This window comes from Dyadobacter sp. 3J3 (assembly GCF_009801115.1).
Lineage (GTDB): Bacteria > Bacteroidota > Bacteroidia > Cytophagales > Spirosomataceae > Dyadobacter.
The window spans coordinates 161,026-186,229 of sequence record NZ_VTOL01000002.1 but is presented as its reverse complement, the minus strand read 5'-3'; the positions used below and the strand labels follow the sequence as shown (position 1 = coordinate 186,229).

The 25,204-nt window shown below is 38.9% G+C and carries 21 protein-coding genes, 1 tRNA gene and 1 pseudogene; 14 read left to right on the top strand and 9 right to left on the bottom strand.

Translation table 11 applies throughout. From position 1 onward, the window contains the following. Window positions 1-28: 28 nt before the first annotated feature. Complete coding sequence (locus tag FZF08_RS04605; RefSeq protein ID WP_159467469.1) at window positions 29-502, top strand: dCMP deaminase family protein; 474 nt, start codon at window positions 29-31, stop codon at window positions 500-502. 79 nt (window positions 503-581) lie between these two features. On the opposite strand, the gene FZF08_RS04600 is transcribed toward FZF08_RS04605, so the two are convergent. Further along, window positions 582-1,097, bottom strand: a complete 516-nt coding sequence (locus FZF08_RS04600; RefSeq protein ID WP_159467468.1) for a peptidylprolyl isomerase — start codon at window positions 1,095-1,097, stop codon at window positions 582-584. Window positions 1,098-1,196: 99 nt separating this feature from the next. Between FZF08_RS04600 and FZF08_RS04595 the strand changes: the two genes are divergently transcribed. Together FZF08_RS04595 and holA are read left to right on the top strand one after the other, a co-directional pair. Beyond that, a complete protein-coding gene (locus FZF08_RS04595; protein WP_159467467.1) occupies window positions 1,197-1,793 on the top strand; it encodes an ACP phosphodiesterase in 597 nt (198 codons plus the stop codon). Window positions 1,794-1,845: 52 nt separating this feature from the next. Continuing rightward, the gene (holA, locus tag FZF08_RS04590) at window positions 1,846-2,865 is read left to right on the top strand and encodes a DNA polymerase III subunit delta (RefSeq protein ID WP_159467466.1); all 1,020 of its coding nucleotides are present in this window, start codon (window positions 1,846-1,848) and stop codon (window positions 2,863-2,865) included. Between the two features lie 198 nt (window positions 2,866-3,063). On the opposite strand, the gene FZF08_RS04585 is transcribed toward holA, so the two are convergent. From FZF08_RS04585 to FZF08_RS04575, 3 genes and pseudogenes are all read right to left on the bottom strand, one after another. Next, on the bottom strand, window positions 3,064-3,774 hold the full coding sequence (locus FZF08_RS04585; protein WP_159467465.1) for a 2OG-Fe(II) oxygenase: 711 nt from the start codon (window positions 3,772-3,774) through the stop codon (window positions 3,064-3,066). Window positions 3,775-3,887: 113 nt separating this feature from the next. Beyond that, window positions 3,888-5,666, bottom strand: a complete 1,779-nt coding sequence (locus tag FZF08_RS04580) for an ABC transporter ATP-binding protein (protein ID WP_159467464.1) — start codon at window positions 5,664-5,666, stop codon at window positions 3,888-3,890. 218 nt (window positions 5,667-5,884) lie between these two features. Further along, window positions 5,885-6,637 (bottom strand): annotated as a pseudogene (locus tag FZF08_RS04575) (SDR family NAD(P)-dependent oxidoreductase). Between the two features lie 130 nt (window positions 6,638-6,767). Here FZF08_RS04575 and FZF08_RS04570 point away from each other — a divergent pair. Then, complete coding sequence (locus FZF08_RS04570) at window positions 6,768-7,124, top strand: helix-turn-helix domain-containing protein (RefSeq protein WP_159467463.1); 357 nt, start codon at window positions 6,768-6,770, stop codon at window positions 7,122-7,124. A 96-nt stretch (window positions 7,125-7,220) separates the two neighbouring features. On the opposite strand, the gene FZF08_RS04565 is transcribed toward FZF08_RS04570, so the two are convergent. The 4 genes from FZF08_RS04565 to FZF08_RS04550 form a co-directional block, all read right to left on the bottom strand. Then, on the bottom strand, window positions 7,221-7,649 hold the full coding sequence (locus tag FZF08_RS04565) for a VOC family protein (protein WP_159467462.1): 429 nt from the start codon (window positions 7,647-7,649) through the stop codon (window positions 7,221-7,223). A 291-nt stretch (window positions 7,650-7,940) separates the two neighbouring features. Beyond that, window positions 7,941-9,080 (bottom strand): FAD-dependent monooxygenase, encoded by a 1,140-nt coding sequence (locus FZF08_RS04560; RefSeq protein ID WP_159467461.1) that lies wholly within the window; start codon window positions 9,078-9,080, stop codon window positions 7,941-7,943. A 78-nt stretch (window positions 9,081-9,158) separates the two neighbouring features. After that, complete coding sequence (locus FZF08_RS04555; RefSeq protein WP_159467460.1) at window positions 9,159-10,022, bottom strand: helix-turn-helix domain-containing protein; 864 nt, start codon at window positions 10,020-10,022, stop codon at window positions 9,159-9,161. A 236-nt stretch (window positions 10,023-10,258) separates the two neighbouring features. Next, a tRNA-Met gene (locus tag FZF08_RS04550) sits at window positions 10,259-10,332 on the bottom strand. A gap of 199 nt (window positions 10,333-10,531) precedes the next feature. Here FZF08_RS04550 and FZF08_RS04545 point away from each other — a divergent pair. The 6 genes from FZF08_RS04545 (at window position 10,532) to menD (ending at window position 17,771) form a co-directional block, all read left to right on the top strand. Further along, on the top strand, window positions 10,532-10,924 hold the full coding sequence (locus FZF08_RS04545; protein WP_159467459.1) for an START-like domain-containing protein: 393 nt from the start codon (window positions 10,532-10,534) through the stop codon (window positions 10,922-10,924). Beyond that, window positions 10,924-12,420 carry an LptF/LptG family permease gene (locus FZF08_RS04540; protein WP_159467458.1) on the top strand — a complete coding sequence of 499 codons (1,497 nt, stop codon included), beginning with the start codon at window positions 10,924-10,926 and terminating at the stop codon, window positions 12,418-12,420. Before FZF08_RS04545 ends, FZF08_RS04540 begins: the two co-directional genes overlap by 1 nt. 100 nt (window positions 12,421-12,520) lie before the next feature. Next, window positions 12,521-12,796, top strand: coding sequence for a 30S ribosomal protein S15 (gene rpsO / locus FZF08_RS04535; RefSeq protein WP_159467457.1), 276 nt, complete (start codon window positions 12,521-12,523; stop codon window positions 12,794-12,796). Between the two features lie 117 nt (window positions 12,797-12,913). Next, the gene (gene pnp, locus FZF08_RS04530; protein WP_159467456.1) at window positions 12,914-15,049 is read left to right on the top strand and encodes a polyribonucleotide nucleotidyltransferase; all 2,136 of its coding nucleotides are present in this window, start codon (window positions 12,914-12,916) and stop codon (window positions 15,047-15,049) included. A 68-nt stretch (window positions 15,050-15,117) separates the two neighbouring features. Beyond that, window positions 15,118-15,981: an RNA polymerase sigma factor RpoD/SigA gene (locus tag FZF08_RS04525; protein WP_015810559.1), complete on the top strand. Its 864-nt coding sequence runs from the start codon at window positions 15,118-15,120 to the stop codon at window positions 15,979-15,981. A gap of 68 nt (window positions 15,982-16,049) precedes the next feature. Then, window positions 16,050-17,771, top strand: coding sequence for a 2-succinyl-5-enolpyruvyl-6-hydroxy-3-cyclohexene-1-carboxylic-acid synthase (gene menD, locus FZF08_RS04520; protein ID WP_159467455.1), 1,722 nt, complete (start codon window positions 16,050-16,052; stop codon window positions 17,769-17,771). A gap of 1 nt (window position 17,772) precedes the next feature. Here menD and FZF08_RS04515 read toward each other — a convergent pair whose 3' ends face one another. Further along, complete coding sequence (locus FZF08_RS04515) at window positions 17,773-18,780, bottom strand: lipopolysaccharide assembly protein LapB (RefSeq protein ID WP_229216413.1); 1,008 nt, start codon at window positions 18,778-18,780, stop codon at window positions 17,773-17,775. 69 nt (window positions 18,781-18,849) lie between these two features. Here FZF08_RS04515 and FZF08_RS04510 point away from each other — a divergent pair, with 69 nt between their 5' ends. From FZF08_RS04510 to FZF08_RS04495, 4 genes are all read left to right on the top strand, one after another. Then, the gene (locus FZF08_RS04510) at window positions 18,850-19,101 is read left to right on the top strand and encodes a hypothetical protein (RefSeq protein ID WP_159467453.1); all 252 of its coding nucleotides are present in this window, start codon (window positions 18,850-18,852) and stop codon (window positions 19,099-19,101) included. 168 nt (window positions 19,102-19,269) lie between these two features. Beyond that, entirely contained in the window at window positions 19,270-22,287 is a 3,018-nt protein-coding gene (locus FZF08_RS04505) for a tetratricopeptide repeat protein (protein WP_159467452.1), read from the top strand. Window positions 22,288-22,325: 38 nt separating this feature from the next. After that, window positions 22,326-23,996, top strand: coding sequence for a TonB-dependent receptor (locus FZF08_RS04500; RefSeq protein WP_159467451.1), 1,671 nt, complete (start codon window positions 22,326-22,328; stop codon window positions 23,994-23,996). A gap of 30 nt (window positions 23,997-24,026) precedes the next feature. After that, complete coding sequence (locus FZF08_RS04495) at window positions 24,027-25,100, top strand: SPOR domain-containing protein (protein WP_159467450.1); 1,074 nt, start codon at window positions 24,027-24,029, stop codon at window positions 25,098-25,100. Window positions 25,101-25,204 lie beyond the last annotated feature (104 nt).

Genomic DNA, 25,204 nt, shown 5'->3' with positions numbered 1-25,204 from the left:
TGCAGGTAATTTTAAGTTTAAGAATCGAATGAGCACAGACATAACGAAAATCAGGCCGGAATTTGATGATATATTTATGGAGTTGGCTAAAAATTTAGCACAACGCTCGCATTGTATCAAAGCTCAGGTTGGTGCGGTACTTACAAAAGATACGCGGATTATTTCAATTGGTTACAACGGCCCACCAGCCGGAACGCACAATTGTGACGAAGAATTTCCCGAAGTTGGTTGTCCCCGTGATGCAAAAGGAAGTTGCTCACTTGCGCTTCACGCAGAACAAAATGCAATTCTATTTGCAGTTAAAAATGGCTCAAACATTGAAGGTGCAACACTTTTTGTCACCTTGGCACCATGTATCGCATGTGCCAGAGTAATTTACACCATGAAAATAAGCAAAGTGATTTTTCTGCATTCTTACGCAGCATACAAGGGAATTGCAGTAGAGGAAGGCGTTGAATTTTTAAGAACTTTTGGAGTGGAGGTTGAGCAATACGGTAAATAATGGTTAATTGTTAATGATCAAGGGTTAATGTAATCCACTAACTTTTAATCATTAACAATTAACCATTAATAATTAACCATTATTCGTGGTGATGACCGCCTTCTCCGTGAACGTGTCCGTGGCTTATTTCTTCGTCGGTAGCAGGACGAATTGAAAGAATTGAACCTTCAAAGTGCATTTCTTTTCCAGCCAATGGGTGGTTGAAATTCATCACGACAACATCATCTTTTACTTCAACAACCTGTCCGTGCATACGCTCACCGTCTTCGTTTGTCATTGGAACAATATTTCCGATTTCAAGAAGCTCTTCCTGATCGATATCGTCCGACTGGAAAACCGCTTTTGGTAATTCTACGATTGCTTCCGGATCAAATTCGCCATAGCCTTCTTCAGGAGCTACCGTGAAGTCAAAAGTATCGCCTGTGGAAAGACCTTCAATTTTAAGTTCAAAGCCTTCCGGAAGTCCGCTGATGCCTTGGATAAAATACATCGGATCTTCTTCCGTTACTACTTCTACGATATCCATTTCGCCGTCATTGTCCGGAATTCTAAGACTATATATGAGTGCTACGACATTATTCTTTTCGACTTTCATTTGCTTGTCTGGTTAAAATATTGGTTGTTGTAAAATAATTGTTCCATGGTCCAATAGGAAAAACAAACGTACGGGAATTTTGCCAAAATGTCTTTTTTTATGAATTTTTTAGCGCATTTATTGCTTTCCGGGGATAGTGAGGAGGTTATAACAGGTAATTTTGTCGGAGATTTTATAAAAGGCAGATTGTCCGGTGAAAAAATTATGGGTTGGAGCGCTGATTATCTGCTTGGTCTGAAATTACATCGCCATATTGACATGTATACCGACGGGCATCCAACGGTGAGAGAAGCAAAAAAAATGGCCGCCAATGTTTTAGGGAAAACCGCCGGAATTGCCACAGATATTTACTTTGATTATTTTTTAGCCAAATATTTTGACCAATTTTGCAACGAATCTCTAAAATCATACAGCGACCGGATGTATCTGGTAATCTCAAAAAATGACAGATTAATTCCTGAACATATGAAATCCATGGTTAGAACCATGATTCGCCAGGACTGGCTTAATACCTATGAAACACTGGAAGGAATAAAAATCACTTTCAACCGATTGTCCAGGCGCGCTGATTTTCTGGATGTCCTGGTATTGGCCGAGGAAGATCTGGCTAACAATGAAGAATTTTACCATAACAAATTCAATATCTTTTTTCCTCAATTGCAGGCAGAGGCGGCACGTTTTATTAGGGAAAACTGAGATTTGAATTTAAATGTTGACTTATACTATTTTCAAAATTTAGATTAAAAAAATGGCTCAAACGCCTGATATAGTTCTTAAAGAAATTAAAACCAAAAAGTTTAAACCCGTCTATTTTCTTTATGGGGACGAACCATTTTATATCGATGCCATTTCGGATGCACTTGAAGCCCGGGTGGTATCTGAGTCCGAAAAGGGTTTTAATCAGTTTGTTTTGTACGGGAAAGATACCGACGTGGCCGGGGTTATTGGATATGCCCGGAGGTATCCGTTTATGTCTGAACGTCAGTTGATAATCGTTAAAGATGCAAATAAACTTGGCGGTATCGAGCAAAAAGATTTTCAGGCCAGATTGGAAGATTATGCTTTAAACCCATTGAGTAGTACCGTGCTGGTTTTGTGTTTTCATGCGAATGCAGATGAGCGTAAAACGTTTGTGAAGGCATTTAATACGCATGGTTACGTGGTGCAGTCTAAAAAGATGTACGACAATAAATTGCCAGATTGGGTTGCGTCTTATTGTCAGGGGGAAGGTGTGAAAATCAGTCCCAAAGCCGTGCAAATGATGGTGGATAATATTGGGAATGATCTGAAAAGATTGACCAATGAAATTCGTAAAATCATGGTCAATCTTCGCGTTGATCAGGGAATTGATGCAGAAGTAGTAGAACGTTTCGTCGGTATTAGTAAAGAATACAATGTTTTTGAATTTCAAAAGGCTTTACTGATGCGTGATGTTATCAAAGCAAATCGTATTGCGTCTCATTTTTCTTCCAATCCGAAAGACAATCCTTTGGCTCCAATTTTAATCATTCTTTTCGGTTTTTTCTCTAAAGTTCTTTTGGTACATGCAAGTCCCGACAAATCTGAGAAAGGTTTGGCAACGGCATTGAGCGTCAATCCGTTTTTTGTAAAAGATTATTCCCTGGCAGCACGGAATTATCCATTGCCAAAGGTCGCTCACATCATCCATTATCTACGTGAATGTGACGCTCGTATGAAAGGGCTTGATGGAGTAAGCACACCAGAGGGAGAATTGTTAAAAGAACTCGTTTTTAAAATCGTTCATTGATAATATTGTACAAATCTATTGGTGATAGATTATCTTACTTTGGAAGATAATCTAATTTGGAAGCATCAGATATCTTTCCTGAAAATCACTGTTAATAAATTCTATAATATTTCAAGGCTCTGTTTTTATATGAAGAAACAAAATTTAGCTTCTTAATCGTTGATAACCCTTCTTTGTAAACCCTCTAACAGAGAAAATTCAACTCAAAGCATCATGAAATATAATACCAAGCGTACAGCGATTTCCTTCATGGATCTCACTTACACCATGTTTCATATTTGCCCGGTAATAACCTTTACTTCGTTTTACAGGACGGAAGTTTGTTGTAAAAATTAAGATGTCTCCTTTTTTTGGTTTCAAAACAATGGCTTTGGATTGTGCCCTTGGTGTTTGCTGCATCAGGACAAATTCTCCTCCCTGATAATCAACTTCGGGTTCGTTAAGAAAAAGGACCAGCTGCATGGGGAAAAATATTTCGCCATAAAGATCCTGATGTAAGGTATTAAAACCTCCTTTACCGTATTTGAGTATCAGAACAGTTGGCTTGGTCTGATTGTTCGCGTGACACAGAACTTGAAGCTCAGAAAAAGAATCAGGGAAGGTTTTGTCAATATGCAGGACCTGCATCCATTTGTTGGCAATGGTAGCGAGTTTTGGATAAATACTTTCGCGGATGTTCTGGATCAGATCGGGAAGTGGATATTGAAAATATTTATATTCTCCCGATCCAAACCGGTATCGCTCCATGACGATGGTTTTTCGGTAAAAAGCCGAGTTGTCATAGCTGTTGATTAACGCATTGCAGGCATCATCATGTACTATTTTTGGAAGCAGACAATAACCGTTTTCGTGCATATGCTCAGTAACCGCACTCCAATCAATTGTATCTAAATTTTTGTAATCAGCCATTATTTGGGTTTTATTATGATAAGACAAAACTATCAAACCCCGGAAAGCTGAAAAACCTGAATCTTGCTCAGTTTGGAGCAAAATCCAGGTTTGAAATAAAAACTTGGCGTCTTTTACGATTGAAGCGCGTGGGTATCTTTTCGCTCTCCAATTTGCTGGCGCCACATGGCGTAATAAAGACCTTTTTCTTCAAGCAGAGCATTGTGGCTGCCGGTTTCTATTATATTTCCCTTTTCAAGAACATAAATCCTGTCAGCGTACATAATCGTTGAAAGCCTGTGCGCGATCATGACGGTAATATGCTGGCGCTGGCTGGTGATACTTCTTATTGTTGTTGAAATTTCTTCTTCCGTAAGGGAATCCAATGCAGAAGTGGCTTCATCAAAAATCATCAAATGTGGATTTCTCAAAAGTGCTCTTGCAATGGATAAACGTTGACGTTCACCACCGGATAGTTTCAACCCACCTTCTCCAATAACCGTATCAATTCCATTTTCTGCGCGTAATAAGAGATTATAACAGGCAGCCTTTTTCAATACCTCGGTAATCAATTCATCCGTAGCAGACGGATTTACGAAAAGGAGATTTTCCTTGATTGTCCCTGAAAAAAGCTGCGTATCCTGAGTCACAAATCCGATCTGATGTCTTAATTCATCAAAATCAATGGAGCTGTTGCTATGGTTATTATAGTAAATGTGGCCACTGTTGGGGTGATATAACCCAACCAGCAATTTTACAAGTGTTGTTTTTCCCGAACCTGACGGACCTACAAACGCGATTGTTTCTCCTCGTTTTACTTCAAAAGAAATACCATTAAGTGCAGGTATGCGGGCTGTCTGATGCTGAAAATGTGCATTTTCGAAACGTAAGTCTTCAATGGCATCAATTCTTTCCGGATGCTCTGGTTTCTTTTCAATAGGCCGACTTAGTAATTTTTCAAGATTAATAAGCGATGCTTCCGCTTCACGATAAGACAAAATTACATTTCCTAATTCCTGCAACGGTGTGAAAATAAAGAAGGAATAGAACTGCATCATCATCATTTGTCCGACCGTAATCTTTTCGTGAAAGACAAAGTATAACAGCGAAAACATGATACATTGTTGAAGGAAATTCACGAAAGTTCCCTGGATAAAGCTGATCGAACGAATACTTTTGACTTTTTTCAATTCCAGTTTTAGGATTTTGAAAGTAGTAGCATTAAGGCGGCGAATTTCCTGCTGGGTTAATCCAAGACTTTTAACGAGCTCAATATTTCTAAGTGATTCCGTTGTCGAACCGGCAAGGGCAGTCGTTTCTTTGACGATATTTTTTTGTACTTCTTTTATTTTTCGGCTTAAAACACTGGTCAATAAAGCGAGCACGATAGAGCCGATTAAATAAATGACCGGAAGCATCGGACTCAATTTAAAAGCAATAATGGTTACGAAAACAATACCTACCAGCGTGGCAAAAAGTACGTTGACGAAGTTTGTGATGAACTTTTCACAATCTGCACGTACTTTTTGAAGTACAGATAAAGTCTCCCCGCTTCTCTGATCTTCAAAATCCTGGTAGGGAAGGCGTAAAGCGTGACGAAGTCCATCGGTATATAAATCGGCTCCGAATTTCTGAATTACAACATTCACGACATAATCCTGGAAAGCTTTTGCAATACGGGAAACCATGGCGGCGCCTATGATCATGAGCAAACCGATAGAAATACCCCGAAAAAATTCATTGTTCAGACCATTTTTCCGAAAATAATCCGCTTTGTTGGCAAACGGATCAATCAATACATTCCCTAAAATATAAGGGTTAAGTAGCGAAAAGATCTGGTTTATTGAAGCTAGTAACAAAGCGAGAAGGATAAGCCCTTTGTATCGGCTTAAATATTTTAGTAATAATTTCATTTGTCTTGATTTGCGGAATATAGGCTCGTATAATAATCAAACCGAAAAGCGTGGCATTTAATTCTGTTGAAATAAAAAAGACATCTTATTTAGAAGCCTCCTACGATCACCCAAAAGTGTATCATCAGGTGCTTACTGGTAACCGGGTTTTGAGTAAATTACATTAAAAGAAAAAATGCTGCCCTTGACGGACAGCATTTTTGATAAAGAAGAGATTGTTAAAGCAAACCACCGGCAACAGTAATTCTTTCACCGGTAACCCAACTGGCATCATCGGAAGCAAGAAATACTGCAACTTTTGCAATATCTTCCGGCTGTCCTACACGGCCTAATGGCGTCATTGCAACCATTTGTTTTTCCAGATCTCTACCAATGATACCGGCAGTATGATTTCCTTCTGTATCTGTAACGCCAGGCGCAATTGTATTTATCCGTATATTTTTCGGTCCCAATTCCTTGGCTAATACTTTCGAAAAAGTATCAACGGCGGCCTTTGCAGCACAATATACAATTAAACCTGCCATCGGATTTGTACTTACAGTTGAACTGATATTTATGATACTTCCGCCACGATCACCAAACATTTCAACTGCCTTTTGTGAGCATAACAAATTGCCAAGCACGTGCGTGTTAACTTGTAAATGGAAACTTTCCTCTGTAACAGCGCCTAATGGTTCAAAAGTGAAAACGCCGGCATTGTTTACCAGAATATCCAGTTATCCAAAAGTATTTTTGGTTTCATCAAACAGTCTTTTTACATCGGCCGACTTGGTGACATCACCCTGAACAGTCATGGCAATACCGCCATTTTTTGTGATCTCATTGACAACCTTATCTGCACCATCCTTACTAGACGCATAATTGACAACAACTTTTGCTCCCGCCTGTGCAAATGCTTTTGCAATCCCTGCTCCAATTCCCTTTGAAGCACCCGTAACCACCGCTACTTTATCTTTTAATTTCAAGTTCATTTTAACTATTTTCTTTAATGAACTGCAATACTAGATAGTTTGTATACTTTTGACAAGTATGTACTTATTTGTATCTTACATACTAAATAGTATGTATCGTTGATTATAAGAAAGTTATAAGAAAATATAAATGAAAAATAAACCAGAAATTCCTGAGTGTATACAAAAGTGCGGAGTTGAATATGCTTTCAAGAGAATAGGTGGAAAATATAAAGGCCGGATTTTGTGGCATCTCAGCTTAAAAACAGTATTGCGTTATGGGGAATTAAGCAGGACTTTGCCTGATATTACTACGAAAATGCTTACCCAGACTCTGCGAGAGTTGGAAGAGGATCAATTGATTATCCGAAAAATGTATCATGAAGTTCCGCCGAAAGTAGAATATTCACTGAGCGAAACAGGGCAGGAGTTAATTCCCTTTATAGAGCATTTGCACAACTGGGGTAAGAAACAACTGGAACATGAAGAATTAGCAGGTCTAATTTGAATTGGAGTAATATCAAAAAAACGACATGGTATGACGTCATTTTTTTGATAATCAAGTCTATTAGTTTTGATAAGAATCTGCAAAAATTTTATTTTATTATTGAGGCTCCCACAGTTCAATTTTGTTGCCTTCTGCGTCCATTATATGTACAAATTTTCCATAATCGTACGCTACAATGCTGTCGAGTATGGTTACTCCATTAGCTTGGAGTTTGTCTACCAATCCTTCAATATTCTGAACCCGGTAATTAATCATAAAATCTTTTTTGGACGGAGCAAAATGCTCAGTTCCTTTTTTAAAAGGACTCCATTGAAGAGGGATTATGGTCTCAGGTTTGTTCACGTCTCTGTATTCAAAACTTACAGAACCCCATTCATTCACGTCAAATCCTAAATTTTTGGCATACCATTCTGTTATTTCCTTTGTATTGTCTGAAATAAAGAAGACACCACCAATTCCTGTCACCTTTGGTGTTGTGTCAGCTTGTGAAGTTGCGTTTTCCGTCGTTTTTTTTGAATCGTCCATTTTTTTTATTTTTTTGGTTTTGGAATCGCAGCCTGCAATGAGTATTACAAGCGAGATTATGGTAAATAGTCTTTTCACCCGTTCAGGATTTAGCTTTCAATGAGTAAGATAGAAACAAATGTTGATATCGGTTATGTTAGTTTGCTGTTAATTTGGAACAAAATTAATGTAACGCTGTTTTTAATAACGGGGGATTTGAGCCAAATATATAGGCAGTTTGTGACTATTACTTCTGATTTTGGCTTAAATTGAGAAACAGGGTTTCAAGCCCTGTTTCTCAGTAACAAATTTTTACCAAGGCTCCGTTTGCATGTTTCTTTGACGAATAACTTCTTCCGTTCTCGGAATAAAATTTTCCTTTACATTTAATGTGGCCGTCGCCTGCACTTCTTCGATAAACGGCCGTAGCGTTGTGTTATACTCCTGAAATGCCAGTTCGAAATCTCCGTTGTGTTTTTGCAAGGCATCAGCTAAGGCAGCCGCTCCTTCAATAGACAAAGATGCGCCCATACCAGCTGCTGCTGAAGCGCAATAACCTGCATCACCTACCAAAGCTACCCTGCCTTTTGTCCAAGACGGCATTTTAATCTGACAGAATTTATCGAAATAAAAATTCCCTGAATGCTCTAATTCTTGCAATAGCTCATTTGTACGCCAGCTTTGTCCGGCAAATTGTTCGATAATAATTTGCTTTTGCTGATCGGCATTCCGATAATCATATGGAATTTCTTTTTCCGAAAGAAAACAAAAAATAATGTCAGTTTTGTTTTTATACGCATTGAGCATAATACCCTTTCCCGGCACATTATACATCTGCATGGTTTTTTGCTTCACCAATAATTTATCGACGATCGTGATGGAAAAATACGCTTCCAGAAAATGGGAGTATTCTGTTTCGTGACCGAAGTGAATATTTCTAACACCCGAATGAATCCCGTCGCAGCCTAACACCAGGTCAAATTTTCTGGGCTTACCATTTTTAAAAGTTACTTTGATATCGTCTTTTGTCTCGTTTAAATTTGTGATGCGATCATTAAAAATAAATTCAACATTGTTTTTGAGCTCATCAAACATGATGGTCACAAATTTATCCCGTTCGATTTCTATCTCAACATCGGAAAGTTCGGCACCTTCATTGATCAGCGAAATTGAGCCTTCTGTTATGTCTTCTGCATTTTTGAATTCAACCCGTTCAACATTTAGTCTGTTTGCTTTTAGTTGCTCAAAAATGCCCATCCGTTTCACAATGTAGATGGTAGTTCCCTTTATATCAATGGCTCCACCATTGACTCTGGGTTCGGTTGCCATTTCAACAACGCTTACCTTATAACCTATTTTAGTCATCCAATATGCCGTTGAAAGTCCGGCTATGCTTGCGCCTGAAACCAAAACGGTCTGCTGCTTAATATTTTTTTTAATTAGTGATTCCATTTGATACGATTTTTTTGTTGATGTAAAGCAACGTCGTATTCCTGGTGGATGCAATGTCAATACGAAGTAGGTATTGGACTAATCGAAGTTTTTGTTCCGGAAAGTCAATGCCGACATTCTCGTGATTTTGGTAAACAATCTCGAAAAATAAGGGTAGTCGTCATACCCAAGTTCGGACGCAATCTCTTTTACTGATTTATCAGAATGATACAGAAGGCGTTTTGCCTCCAAAATAATACGTTGCTGTATATGATGTGAGACAGAATAACCCGTTGTGTTTTTGACACATTCGTTTAGATACGGAGTAGATATATTCAGTTTTTCAGCATATACGGTTGGACTTTTGGCGGAAGTATAATTACGTTCCAATATTTCTTTGAAATTTTTGGTAACAATTTCAAATCGTGAAAGTTTGTCGGGTGATTTGGATTGTTCCAGATATCGCGAAATGATCAAGGCGATCAATGCATTACAGCTGTCTTTCAATGCCGAATGATAAAGTTTTTCGTTTTTCCTTTCAAAAAATCTAATGCAAAGTGAAATTGCTTCTGAAATGATGGAAAGCGTTTCTTTATCCAGTGCCAACGGTTTTGCAGGTGTGATCTCCTCCAGTAATTTTAGATAGTCCGGATTCAGATTTTCATTATTGACAGTCAATGCACACACGATCACGTTTTCAAATATACTGGTACGATGGACCTGGTCAGGATGCATATAAATTATAGACGGGGACGTCATTTCGTATTTTTGAAAATCAATTTCAAGTTGAACGGATCCCTCTTCCAACAAAAAAAAAGAATGACCGTCGTGGCGGTGAGATTGTTTTGCATCTTCAATTTCCAGAGGGGGTAAATCCTTAAAGGCTATTCTTTCAATGGCAATTCCTTCACCGAACTCGTCAGCCATAGGATTTACAGGAATAGATGTAGTTCTTTTACGCATGAATGATTTAGTTCATGTTGTAAAGTTATTTGTTTAAATGATTTGATTGCGGAGATGAAAAATTTTTTCCGGATTGATTTTTGATTTACTAGAAATAAGGCAATATTTTAAATGTCTTATTATGAGCCATTTAAAATAAAATTTCGTGAGGTATATATTGGTTGAGAAGTAAAAAAGCCTTGAAAGTTTCTAATTCTTTTAGAGAATTTTGACTTTCAAGGCTTTGGCCAATTTCGTAGCGGGAAGCAGGATCGAACTGCTGACCTCAGGGTTATGAATCCTGTGCTCTAACCATCTGAGCTACCCCGCCGGACTGTTATCGTGGTGCAAAAGTATGTTAAATTAATTTATGACACAATAGTTTTAGAGAAAATTCTGTTAAAAAAGTAATTTAAATTAAAAGGAAAAAGTACATTGCTGCTTTTTATTAGTGAATTATGCTATATTACAACTTTTAAGATCAGCAGGTTAACATTCAAGAAATGGACGCACCATTAAACCCAGTCAATATGGAAAAATTTAAATTTATTACTGAATTTGAATTACGCTCTTCCCCAAAAGTTTTGTTCCCATATATATCAACGCCTTCCGGACTTGAACAGTGGTTTGCAGAGAAGGTAATTGTGATGCCAAATCAAAGATTTGATTTTCAATGGGACGGTGACAGTCATTTTGCAAAACAGACTGGTTTGCGAATTAATAAAGGCGTAAAATTTGAATTTGAAAATACAAGTCCTGATGAACTTGACAATAATCATCTGGAAATAAAGTTAGAAGTAAGTGAATTAACCCAAACAACGTTTCTGAGAGTGATCGATTATTCCGCAAATAGGGATGAGGCTGAACTAATATCGTTGTGGAATGGGTTTATGGATAATCTAAAAGAAATTGTAGGGAGTTGATGAAAAAGCTTGATAAGCTTATACTAATGTCCTTTTGGGGACCGTTTTTGGTTACTATGTCGGTGGTGGTTTTCATATTTTTGATGAAGATCATGATTTTTTACATTGACGATTTTGTGTCTAAGGATCTTGGCATTTGGGATTACTCAAGGTTGTTCTTTTTCTTCAGCCTTATTACCGTTCCCACCGCTCTTCCGCTCGCGATGCTACTGTCTTCACTCATGGCATTTGGGAATCTGGGCGAATTTTTTGAATTAACTGCCATTAAAAGCGCGGGAATTTCGGTTGTGCGTGCTATGGCCCCTCTGTTCATTGTCGCTGTTGCGATCAGCATTTTTTCTTTCTTTTTCAATGACAGGATTTCGCCGTGGGCTAACCTGAAGGGGTATAGTCTTCTTTATGATATAAAAACAACCAAAGCGACGTTGAAAATCAAGGAAGGTATTTTTTATAATGATCTTCCGGGTTACAGTATCAAGGTTGATAAAAAGATGGCGGACGCTCAATCCATGAAGGGAATGGTGATTTACAAACACGATAACCGTTCTTACGAACATGGTAATACACAGATTATTCTTGCGGATTCAGGTAAAATGTACACGATCAACGAGAATTCCAATCTTGTGATTGAGCTGTTTAATGGCACGATGTATTCGGAAGATAATGACAATGGGGGCCGTCCTGCCTATATTGTTTCACCGGTGGGCCAGGCTCCTCCGGCGCATACAAAGTTTACCCGAAATATTTTTGACCATTACAAGCTTATAGAAAGTCTTTCCTCATTTGGTATGAAACGTACCGATGAAGGGCAGTTCAAGTATCATGAGTTTATGAAAAACATCAATGATCTGAACCACACTTCCGATTCTATCAGGACTTCATATGACGAAACGAAAAAGAATTTGCTACCGAACAGCCAGCAGTATTTCTCGTACAATTATAAACAGGGGACTGATAAAACTTTGAAACCAGGTAAGTGGATTGATTCACTATTGGCCAAACCTGTTACGGATAGTTTAAAGAAAGAAATTCTTACAAATGCCAAAAGTTCGGCGGCCAGTATGCAGAGTTATGTAAAATCCAATGCGGATTATTTGCAGGCAAAAATGAAGGATGCCAGTAAATACGAATTGGAAAAACATCACAAATATACGCAGGCACTTTCCTGTCTGGTGATGTTCCTGATCGGTGCTCCGCTGGGTGCAATTATCAAAAAAGGAGGTTTTGGAGTTCCTGTACTGGTTTCGGTTCTGTTCTTTATTTTGCTCTATGTACTTATTAATCAGGGCGACAAGTGGGTGAAAGAAGGATTGGTGATCGTGCCGGTAGGGGCCTGGATGGCCAATACCATATTGTTTTTAGCAGGAATGTATTTTATCGACAGGGCGCGAAGCGACTCCCGTCTTTTTGATAAGGATGTTTACCAGATGCGTATCAAAAGAATTAAATCTTTTATCGCAAGTAGATTTGGTAAAACGCCGCTTATCAATTCGTAGTAAAATTATATTTTCATTATAGTAAAAGAATTTGTACTTTTGCGACCTTGTTTACAGTATAGTGCTGTAATTATCATTTATTTAATCTGTTGTTACAATCATGTATTTAACTACGGAAAAGAAGATTGAGATCTTCGAAACCAAAGGTTTTAAGAAAGAAGGCGGAGACACTGGATCGGCCGAATCACAAATTGCTTTATTTACGTACCGTATCAATTATTTGAACGAGCACTTAAAGACGCACAAAAAAGATAATGACACTCGTCTTGGACTACTTAAAATGGTAGGAAAGCGCAGAAGATTATTGGATTATCTTAATAAAAACGATATTAGTCGTTACCGTGCGATTATCGCGGAATTGAACATCCGTAAGTAATTTATTAGACCAGGGAACTTGCAGCATCGTAAGTTCCCTGATTTTTTGCGGAATTTGACAGAATTTACAGGAAACGTTCTGGTGACGTTTTCACAGCTACCAAACATTACATATTCTATGCTATTTAACATAGTGACCAAAACGATACCGTTGCCTGATGGTAGAGAAATTACAATTGAAACAGGAAAATTAGCAAAACAGGCAGATGGATCAGTTGTGGTACGTATGGGTAATACCATGCTATTAGCGACTGTGGTTGCCAATAAAGATATTAGAGAGGGAATCGATTTTTTACCTCTTTCGGTTGATTACCAGGAAAAATTTGCTTCGGCAGGTAGAATTCCAGGAAGTTTTATGCGTCGCGAAGGTAAACTTTCTGACCATGAAGTTTTGGTGAGCCGTTTGGTTGACCGCGTTCTTCGTCCTCTTTTTCCAGATGATTACCACGCAGAAATTCAGGTTAACATTATGTTGATCTCCGCTGATGCTGAGGCTTTGCCTGACGCATTGGCTGCATTGGCTGCTTCGGCTGCTATTGCTGCATCGGATATTCCTTTCGGTGGACCAGTTTCAGAAGTACGTGTTGCTAAAATTGACGGAAAACTTGTTATCAATCCGGGTACTTCGGCTTTGGAAAACGCTACGCTTGAACTTTTAGTAGGTGCAACGTATCAGGATATCACGATGGTTGAAGGGGAAATGGATGAGGTTTCGGAAGAAGATGTGATCGAAGCGCTGAAATTTGCTCATGAAGTGATTAAACAACAGTGTCTTGCTGTTAAAGAATTCGAAGTTGCTGTTGGAAATACAGTGAAGCGTGAATACATAGGTGACGTTCAGGATGAGGAGTTGGAAGCACGTGTTCGTGAATTCTGCTATGATAAGGTTTATGCAGTAGCCCAATTGGGTTCAACAAATAAAAATGTTCGTAAAGAAGCTGCAAAAGCAGTTTTGGCCGAATTTCTTGAAACGATTGGAGACGAAGAAGAAGTTAGTCTTTCTCTTGTAAAACGTTATTTCCACGATCTGGAATATGACGCATCCCGTCGTTTGGTACTTGACGAAAGAAAACGTCTTGACGGACGTGCATTGGATGAAGTTCGTCCGATCGCATCTGAAATCGATTTTCTTCCAAATGCACACGGTTCTGCCTTGTTCACACGCGGAGAAACGCAGTCGCTTACAACGGTGACGTTGGGTACAAAAAATGATGAGCAGATTATTGATACGCCGTTGAAATACGGTTACAGCAAATTCTTGCTTCATTATAACTTTCCTGGTTTCTCAACAGGTGAAGTAAAACCTAACCGCGGACCAGGACGTCGTGAAGTGGGTCATGGTAACCTTGCTTTGCGTGCATTGAAAAAAGTACTTCCTGCGCCAGAAGATAATCCTTATACAATCCGTATCGTTTCTGATATTTTGGAATCAAATGGTTCTTCTTCTATGGCGACTGTTTGTGCCGGTTCTTTGGCGCTTATGGACTCTGGTTTGAAAATCAAAGCTCCTGTGTCAGGTATAGCAATGGGATTGATCTCGGATGAAAAAACGGGTCAGTATGCTGTACTTTCTGATATTTTGGGTGATGAAGATCACTTGGGAGATATGGATTTCAAAGTGACTGGTACTGAAAAAGGTATCACAGCTTGCCAGATGGATATCAAAGTAAATGGACTTTCGTTTGAAGTATTGTCAGAAGCTCTTTTGCAAGCAAAAGCTGGGCGTCTGCATATTTTGGGTGAAATGAATAAAACGATTAAAGAAGCTCGTCCTGACCTGAAACCTCACACACCTCGTGCTGTCATAATCAAAATTGACCGTGAGATGATTGGAGCAGTTATCGGGCCCGGAGGTAAAGTTGTTCAGGATATTCAGAAAGAATCTGGTGCTACTGTTTCTATTGAAGAAAAAGATGGTGCTGGTTATGTAAGTATATTTTCGGCAGACAAGACTTCAATGGATAAAGCGGTTGCACGTATACGTGGAATCATCCTTGTTCCTGAAATCGGAGAAGTTTATTCCGGTAAGGTGAAGTCTATTATGCCTTTTGGTGCGTTCGTTGAATTTTTACCAGGTAAAGACGGATTGCTCCATATTTCAGAGATCAAGTGGGAGAGAATTGAGACAATGGATGGTGTTCTTGAAGTTGGGGAAGAAGTACAGGTAAAATTAGTGGAGGTTGACAAGAAAACAGGCAAGTATCGTCTGTCTCGTAAGGTCTTACTTCCTAAGCCAGAGAACAAAAACGCATAAAATTGTGTTTTCATCAACAAGGGCATTTTTTAATGTCGTTATTTATACATATTAATATTTGAATTTAGATGAGACAGCTAAAGATCAGTAAGCAGATCACCAACCGTGAGAGTCAGTCATTAGATAAATACTTGCAGGAAATCGGAAAGGTAGATTTGTTGACGCCGGATGAGGAAGTGACGTTAGCTCAAAAAATCAGAGACGGGGATCAGTTAGCATTGGAGCGATTGACTAAGGCTAACCTTCGTTTTGTCGTTTCCGTAGCGAAACAATATCAAAATCAAGGTCTTTCTTTGGGAGATTTGATCAATGAAGGTAACCTGGGACTTATTAAAGCTGCGCAGCGTTTTGACGAAACACGTGGTTTCAAGTTTATTTCCTATGCAGTTTGGTGGATCCGCCAGTCTATTCTTCAGGCGCTTGCTGAACAATCACGTATTGTACGTTTACCATTGAACCGTGTTGGTTCTTTAAATAAAATTTCAAAGACTTTTTCTGAGCTGGAACAACGTTTTGAGCGTGAGCCATCTCCGGAAGAGCTTGCCGAGGTGTTAGAAATTTCTTCTTCGGAAGTTGTTGATACCATGAAAATATCCGGAAGGCACGTATCCATGGATGCACCTTTCGTTCAAGGTGAAGAAAACAGTCTTTTGGACGTTCTTGAAAATGATTTGGAAGACAAACCGGATTCTGGTTTGGTGAATGAATCATTACGCAAAGAAGTACAACGTGCACTTTGCACATTGACACAGAGAGAAGCTGATGTAATTGCACTTTATTTCGGCTTAAATGGCGAGCATGCAATGACTTTGGAAGAGATTGGTGAGAAGTTCAACCTAACACGTGAACGCGTTCGTCAGATCAAAGAAAAGGCTATCCGCAGATTGCGTCACGTATCGAGAAGCAAAGCTTTGAAAACTTATTTAGGTTAAGACCTGAAAATCCGTATTCCAAAATTTAAAATGGCCTCTTTTTGAGGCCGTTTTTGTATACAACTGAAATGGCAGTATTACAGCCCCTAATAGATCTGGCCGAAGTTTGTTATGCCCAGGGCATACGGCATGTAGTAATTTCCCCCGGCTCACGAAGTGCCGCTTTAACATTGGCTTTTTCACGCCACAGAGGTTTTGAAAAGCATGTGGTAATGGATGAAAGATCCGCAGGTTTTATAGCGCTTGGAATAGCGCAACAACTTAATCAAACCGTTATTTTAATCTGTACTTCCGGAAGCGCAGCTTATAATTATGCTCCCGCTGTTACCGAAGCGTTCTTTCAGCAGATTTCTTTACTGATATTAACCGCAGACCGCCCTCAGGAATGGATACATCAATTGGATGGACAAACCATTTATCAGGCGGAAATATATGGAAAACATGTGAAAAAATCTTTCACGATTCCATCGGATTATGGACATAAAGATGCCCTCTGGCTGATCAATAGAACGGCCAATGAAGCAGCGATATTAGCGCACTCAAAACCTTATGGGCCGGTGCATATTAATGTGCCGATCCGTGAGCCTTTTTACCCGGAAAATGCGGAAGAGTTAATTCCGTCAGCGGATGTCAGGATCATAAAAAAAGTAGAAACGGAGTCTACATTACCCGTTGAAACCTGGCATGAATTATTGAATGAATGGGACGATGCAGAGCGTATTTTAATTGCAGGTGGACAGCATCAAAATAGTGAAATTCTTAACCTTGCTTTGTCTAAAATAACAGAAGAACTGGATGTTCCTGTTGTCGGAGATTCAATTGCCAACCAAAAGGGAAACCAGAGTTTTATAACCTATCAGGATTTGTTCCTGGCGGATGCGGATACTGAAAAGCTTCGACCAGATTTACTGATTACCTACGGATTATCTTTCATTTCGAAAGCATTTAAACAATTTCTTCAAAAAAATCCATCGATCAGGCACTGGCATATCAGTGAAGACAGCCATGTCGTGGATACTTTCTTTTCATTAACCCAAATAATACCAGTTTCGCCGGATAATTTTTTCAGTTCAATTTTCGAAAAAATTGATTATCAGTTATTTGTACAAGGATCGGATCCTGAAAATGATTCTTCTTACAAAAAGACCTGGACCGGATATGACTTGAAGGCACAGTCTTTATTAGCTGAATATCTTGAAAATCTATCACTGTTAAATGATCTAACATCTGTTAATTTCGTTATTAATTCTCTTCCGGACGGTTCTCAGCTGCATATTGCCAACAGCATGCCGATCAGGTATGTCAATGCCTTAGGAAATCGTGTTTCTCATCTTGAAATTTTTGCAAACCGGGGTACAAGCGGTATTGACGGATGCGTAAGTACAGCTATTGGAGCAGCTTTAATCAACAAAAAAACCACCTTTTTACTGGTCGGTGATGTGGCCTTTTTATATGACAGAAACGGACTGCTGATTCAGCCATTACCAGACAATTTAAAGATCATCGTTTTGAATAATAGTGGCGGAAATATTTTCAGAATGATTGACGGTCCGGCAAGTTTACCAGAGCTTGAAAATTACTTTGAAACACGCCATTCTTTTACTGCAAAACGGACGTCAGAAGATTCAAAAATTGAATACTTCCAGGTTAATGATTTTGATGGTTTAGAAAGGGAGATACCACTGTTTCTTAATACCAATAAAACCAGCTTACTGGAAGTGTTTACAGACCCGTCAGAAAATGCAAAATCGTGGAAAGGAATGAAAAGTTACATACGTTCAAATTGGTAAATTATTTACAGTTTTTGGCAAATTCTTCAATCGCAACGGAATCTTTTAGAATCGTACCTTTTTTCCATATCTCACAAGCTTTTGCATTATTTTTCTGTTTGAAATAAAGTCGTCCCGTAAAGCCATAGAGCATTTCAACAGGTTCAGCCAGTTCTATGGCTTTATTGTATTCTAAAAGCGCCTTGGCGGCATCATTTGACAGTTCGTAATAAAGCCCCAGATTTCTCAATGCGTAACCATTCTTAGGATTTGTGTCCAATGCTCTTTCTATGAGCTTTTTAGCCTCTTCCAGTGCACCTGTTTGTAATAATACATATCCTTTGTTATTTAAAGCCAACGCATCGTCTGGATGGAAATTCAGTATTCTGTCAAAATAGAATATGGCATTTTTCCATTCTTTGTTATTTGTCGCGATAAGACCGAGATTATTCAAAGCCTCGGGCTGAGATGGATTTAATTTAATAGCAGAAGCAAAATCTTCCCGGGCTAGTGCGTAGGAGTGAAGTTTGTAATACACTGCACCCCGATTTACAAATGCCTCGGTATTTTTTTTGTCAAGCAAAATTGCTTTATCGTAATCCGCAATGGCCTCCGAGGTCTGGCTCATAGCTTCCATCAGATTTCCCTTAATCAAAAAATATCGCGTGGAATCAGTATACTCTTTTGCAATTTTTTTCAAATCGTCTTCTGCACTCTTAAAATCTCCCAAACGAAGCGAAGATTCTGATCTGACGAGAATTGCCTGTATAAGTGTAGGATCTAGCTTGATTGCTTCTGTCAAAACCTCACGCGCATCATTTATTTGGCCCATTTTCATCAAAGTGATGCCTTTGTTAAGATAGGCGTCCGGAAATTCAGGATTTTTGGCGATGGCCTCATTGTAAAGACGAAGTGCTTCGGTATAATTGTTTTGAGTAAAAGCTACATTAGCCTTTAAAAAAAAATCCGCAGAATCTTTTTTATCCTGACCACCACAAGATAAAAGAATTAGCACTATAAATATTAGCAATATACTATGTTTAAACATTGAATTCATCCCAATTTTGAATTGATTACTTTTGCAAAAAAATATTTACCTATGCGATATATAAAGGATATACCCAACCAGCACTTCAAGATTAGTATTTACCAATGGAATAATAAGTACATCATCAAGATTGAAGCTGGTATGTTCGAGCAAACTTACAAAATCGAAGAATACGAGATCACAAACGTTGAAGAAATAGAAAAATGTATGGATATTGAGTTTATGGAAAAGGTATCAAACAGATTCTCTGGTATGCAGGAAGATTTCGCGAATACATTACACCGCAATGATGTTATTTTTTAAAGTTATATCCAGATATTAGAGGTAGCTTTTTCTCTATTTATACGCTTTCAAAGGCCTTTTCGTTTACTACCAAATAGTTTTAGCAGGTAGGAGCCGAACAGCTTCATCTTTTAATTACATATGATCACAAACAAGATATCACCACAAAAATCCACAAAACGAACCCCTATGCTTTTAAAACATAGCACTTATGCGCTCGGTTTAGGCTTGTGCGTTGGTACGTATACGGTTAATGCTCAGAGTACTTTGAGTTATACAGCACCGGAAGCGCATTTTCGTAACGGCCTTGAATACTATGAAAAGTTAAACTACGTAGCCGCCAGGCAGGAGTTTGGAGACTATTTGAATGCAAATGACAATCTTTTAAGTACGAGTGATTACAATAAAGTGACGGCTGAATATTATGTGGCGGTTACGGGTTTGTATTTAAATTATCCGGAAGCAGAAGTTCAGGTGGATAGGTTTGTAAGAAACCACGCAGAACATCCTAAGGCACAGCAGATTTATGGTGATCTGGGTAAATACTATTACGAAGCAGGAAATTACGAGAAAGCAATCACATATCTGGAAAAGGCGGTAAAACTTCCGGGTAACGGCGGTAAGAAGATGGATAATACCTACCAGCTTGCTATGTCGTATTATAATACAAAGAATCTGGATGCTGCTTTACCTTTATTTAATCAGGTAAAAACAGATCCTTCTTTTGCCAATGCAGGAGATGCGTCATTTTATGCAGGGGTTATCAATTACCAAAAAAATAATTTCGAAGAAGCCTACCAGGATTTTATAGCCGTAGAAAATCATCCTAATTATAAAGAAGAGGTTCCTAACTGGATTATTTCTTCTCTGTACCAGTTAAAACAATATGATAAATTACTGGCTTATGGTGAGAAAATTCTTGCACAACAAAGAGGGGGAACGAAAATTGCCGAAGTTGCATTATATGTAGCAGAGGTCTACTATGAAAAAGGCGACTACGCCGCCGCTGTTAAAGCGTATGAGCGTTATAATAAAATGAAAGCTGGTTCTGTTCCGCCGGCAGTTGCTTTGCACTATGGACATTCTTTGTTTCGTACAAACAACTACAATGGAACAATTTCTACACTTAAGGGTGTTGCTGTGGGGAAAGATTCTGTATCGCAGTACGCATCATATCTGCTTGGTGTCAGCTACTTAAAGACAAGTAATTTAAGTTATGCTTTAACAGCATTGGACAATGCAGCAAGGTTAGATTACAATCCTGTTATCAAGGAAGAAGCAAGCTACAACCATGCAAAAGTACAATTGGATCTAGGTAACAATAATGATGCCGTCAAAGAATTCAATGCCTTTATAACTAAATATCCCAACAGTAAACACCAGGAAGAAGCTACGGAATTGGTTGCAGAAGGATATTCCGGAGCAAGTAATAACACGGGCGCAATAACCTACATTGAAGGTTTAGCAAAACGCAACACCAAAATCAATACCACATACCAAAGGCTTACTTTCAATCAGGGTGTGGTAGAATTCAATCAGGAACGTTTTGAACAGGCACTTGCCTTTTTTAACAAATCGATTAAATTCCCAATTGATGAAACCATTTTAGTTGCTGCTACTTTTTATAAGGCGGAATCAAATACCGGTTTGAAAAAGCTGGATGACGCGGTCGCCATCTATACTCAACTCTCTAAAAATTCCAAAGCCGGTATTTACGCTCGTAAAAGTCTTTATGCTTTGGGATATGTTTATTACAACCAAAAGAAATACAGTCAGGCATTAGGTTACTTCAAGGAATTCACAAACAATACAGAAGGTATTGACGGGAATATTATTGAAGATGCTTATGTGCGACTGGCGGATTGTTACCTGGCTGCAAAAAATTACAACGAGGCCATCGGTACTTATGATAAGGTTTCTGCAAAAGGGAAAGTGGATAAGGATTATGCATTGTTCCAAAAGGGGCGTGCTTATGTTTACATGAATCGTGAGCAGGATGCGCGAAAGAACTTCGAACAATTGATCAGTCAGTATCCTGGATCACGGTATCTGGATGATGCTTATTTCCAAATGGCTGATATCGATTTTAAAAACGGAGGTTACTCGGTAGCTGTCAAAGGATTTACACGGATGATCAATGAAAAGCCCAAAAGTTATTTGATCCCGGCCGCGTTGTTACGTCGTGCCCAGTCTTATTATAACTTACAGGTTTACGAGCAGGCGATCGTCGACTTTAAGAAAATCCTTTCCGATTATCCTGATTCTCCGTCGGCCAGTAGTGCGCTGGAAGGGATTCAGGAAAGTTATACAGCAGTTGGTCGTCCGGAAGAATTTACTCAGGTGCTTGGCGTTGTGCGTAAAAACAATCCTGGTAATGATAAACTGGAAGACGTTGAATTTGACAACGTTCGTAACCTTTATTATGCAGAGAAATATGATAATGCAAAACAGGCTTTGCTTGATTTCTTAAAAAGTTATCCTTCAAGTAAATATCAGTATGACGCAAGGTATTTTATTGCGTCATCTTTTGACAAAACAGGAAACGTTGCTGACGCCTTGCAGTATTATGGTAAGGTAGTTCAGGAAAACCGTTCAACTTTTGTAGCTGCGGCCGCTCAACGTTCTGCTGAACTGGAAATCGGACGTGGCAATTTCAATAACGCGGTTACCAATTTCAGAGTTCTTCTTCGTAATTCAGAAAATAAAAAAGAGCAGACACAAGCCTGGATTGGTTTGATGGATACGTATTACAATCTGAAAAGCTACGATTCAACGCTTTATTACGCCAGGGAAGTTATCAATGTTGGAAATGTTATTCCGGGTGGTCTGGGAAAAGCGCAGCTTTATTTGGGTAAAGTTCCTTACGAAAAAGGAGATTTGACAAAAGCTTCGGAAGAATTCAAGAAACTGGCCAGCACGTCAAAAGATGAATATGGAGCAGAAGCAAACTATATGGTTGCTACAATTTTGTTTAAAAATAAGAAATACAAGGAAGCTGAAACCGCTATCCTGGATATGAGTAAAACCTTCGAAGGTTTTGATTTCTGGCGGGTTCGTTCCTTCATTTTACTTGCGGATGTATACATGGGCATGAAAGAAGTTGGACAGGCAAAAGCAACACTGAGCTCGATCATTGACAATTCCGATGATCAGGAAGCGGTGAAACTTGCGAAAGAGAAACTGGCCCAGTTTGAAAAACAAAAATGATAAATTCCTGTCGAAGCAAACAGCAAAAAATATTTCTTATGACGCATTCAAGAATAATTCGTACATCCATATTTTTATTAACTCTGGGTTTTTCCTCTAATCTGGCATTTGCACAGAGAGGAGAAATTGAAAGCCAGACTTATGAAATCGTAAAAGAAAAAAGTATTGAGTTTGCCCCTGCAAACCGTCTTTTTGATAAGGTGCAGCCTGTTCAGGGTACATCCAATGAGAAGAAAGTGAATTACCAGATCCTGGATCCTCAGATCAGTATAGCATCGCCAAAGATAACGCCAAGCGTGGCTGCATCTTCGGATGAGAAAGAGCGCCAGGGTCAGCCTGATGCCTTAAATAATTATATCAAACTTGGAGCGGGTAATTATGGTCGTTTTCTTGGAGAAGCTTTCGTGAGCGGTCGCCGTGCAGAAGATCTGGTATTTACCGGGCAGCTGAAACATTTATCCGCGGGTAATGGTCCGGTGGATGGTAAAAATTCTGCCAATGCCAATACGAATATCAAGGTAGGAGGCAAATACATCATGAGCACCTATAAAGTGGACGGATCGCTGGAATATGACCGTAAGAACTATTATTTCTACGGCTATAAACCTCAGATCGAATCTTATGTAGTCAACCGCGATAGCTTACGCCAGACGGTCAATAACTTTGGTTTCAATCTGGGATTTGAAAATACAGATCCTTCTGTGGCCGTGGATTATTCAGTAAAAACAAGTCTGAATACTTTGCATGATCGTTACAATGCATCGGAGCTGGACTGGGGAACTACCTTAAATGCTTCTGTTCCCATTTCAAGCTCTTTTTACGCGCAGTTGGAAGCTGGTGCTTTTATCTCGCAGCGTGTAGATGCTTTAACATACAACCGTAATCTGTATCGTGTTAAACCTACATTCAAGTATACATCCGATATTTTCACAATTACAGCCGGTATCAATGCAGTTAATCAAACGGATAACCAGTTGAATATCAACAAGACGAAAGCATTTCCGGTGTTGAATATTGATGTAAGCCCTATTGACGGTGTTCATGTATTTGGTGGTTGGAATGGTGATGTGGTTCGAAACACGTTAAAGGGAATGTTGAGCGAAAATCAATGGTTGGGGTCTAATGTATTGATTGTGAACACAGAAAAGAACTCTGACATATTCGCTGGCGTTAAAGGAGAGGTTGCAGGTGGCTTTAACTATGAAGGTAAAGTATCCTATACTTCCTATCACAACTTCTACAACTTCAACAACTCTCTGGCCGATACTTCGAAGTTTTCGATCATTTACGATCCTCAAAAAACAAAGGTTTTGAATATTTCAGGACAGGCAGGTTATGCCTACAATGATTTATTTAAAACATCGCTGAAAGTAAATTACTACGATTATTCGATGGGATCGGTTGAAGAAGCATGGCACCGCCCGGATCTTACTTTGAACTGGTTTAATGCTTTGACAATAAGTAAAAAGTTATTTGTAACTGCTGATTTTTATATGTTGAAAGGAATAAAAGCGAAAAATTTTCAGAGCGGCGTGGTTACGAAATTGCCGGTTATTTCAGACTTAAATCTGAAGATAGATTACCTGTTAACCAGGAACTTCTCAGCATTTGTATCCATCAACAATATATTAGGTAAGGAGTATCAGCGCTACCAGTACTACCCGCAGCAGGGGCTGAACTTTGTTGGAGGATTATCATTTTCTTTTTAACTTCGCTTCGTTCACCTCAAAATGCACTTCATGATAGCTGTTGAAACGGTAATAAGAAAACTGGTAACTGACTACGAATTCGTGATCATTCCGGGCTTTGGCGCGCTGCTTTCCCATCAGGCTCAGGCCTTTTACAATGCAGAGACGGGCATGTTTTCTCCGCCGGATAAGCGGTTGGCATTCAACGAGTTTCTTAAACTTGATGATGGATTGTTAGCCAATTATATTTCCCGTCACGAGCAGATTACCCATGCAGAGGCAGTTGCTTATGTAAAGAGCTACACGGATAAACTTCGTTTTTCTTTACAAACAAATGAACATGCTAGGATTGAAGGAATAGGTGAGTTCAGCATGAACGTTGAAGGTAAACTGGTTTTTGAACCTAATACGGAAAGATATTTCAAAGATGAGTGGTACGGTTTCAGAAGTACAACAGCCAAACTTGTTGAAAAACGGGTTTCTGTTTTAAACCCACCGGTTGTTCACGTTCATGATGATCACGTTGAAGTACTTGAAGAAGAAGAGCCAAGATCTGTTAAAGTAAACTGGATAGCGTGGACATCGGCTGCGATGATTGCAGGATTGATGTTTTATTTCAGTTTATTCTATGTTTCTTCAAATGGCGAAAACAGAAGTACACTAAATCCTTTTACCAGCTTTTTTGATAAAATGACAACCAGTGCTGCGCCGGTTGAAGCAAAGAAAGTAACGGTTCCTGTAAAAAGAAGGATTGTTTATGTCGTTAGAAAACCAGTCGTGGAAAAGGTTGATAGTTTATCAGCACCAATTGCTGAGCCGGTTGTAAAAGAAAAACCGCTGGAAGTTAAACCCGAGGTTGTTGTTTCAGCAATACCAGTTCCCGCTTCAAATAAACAATTTTACCTGATTGCTGGTACTTTCAAAGGAAACAGACAAGCGAATGTTCTTTTAGAAGAAATGAAGAAAAAGGGTTACACGGATGCAATTGTCATTGAAGCCGATCAATATAGCAAAAAAGTGAAAGTTGCTGTTGAAGGTTTTGAGCGTGAAGGTGATGCCTACCGTGCTTCTGCGAAACTTAAAATGATTATAGGAGAAGAAGGCTGGGTTTATAAGAAAAGATAGGCCTAATTTTTAAGATAAAAAGTACCGGGAAGGAGCCAATAAGGCTCCTTCTTTTGTATTTATACGAAAATGACATATTTTTACGTTCAACACGAAATCACAAA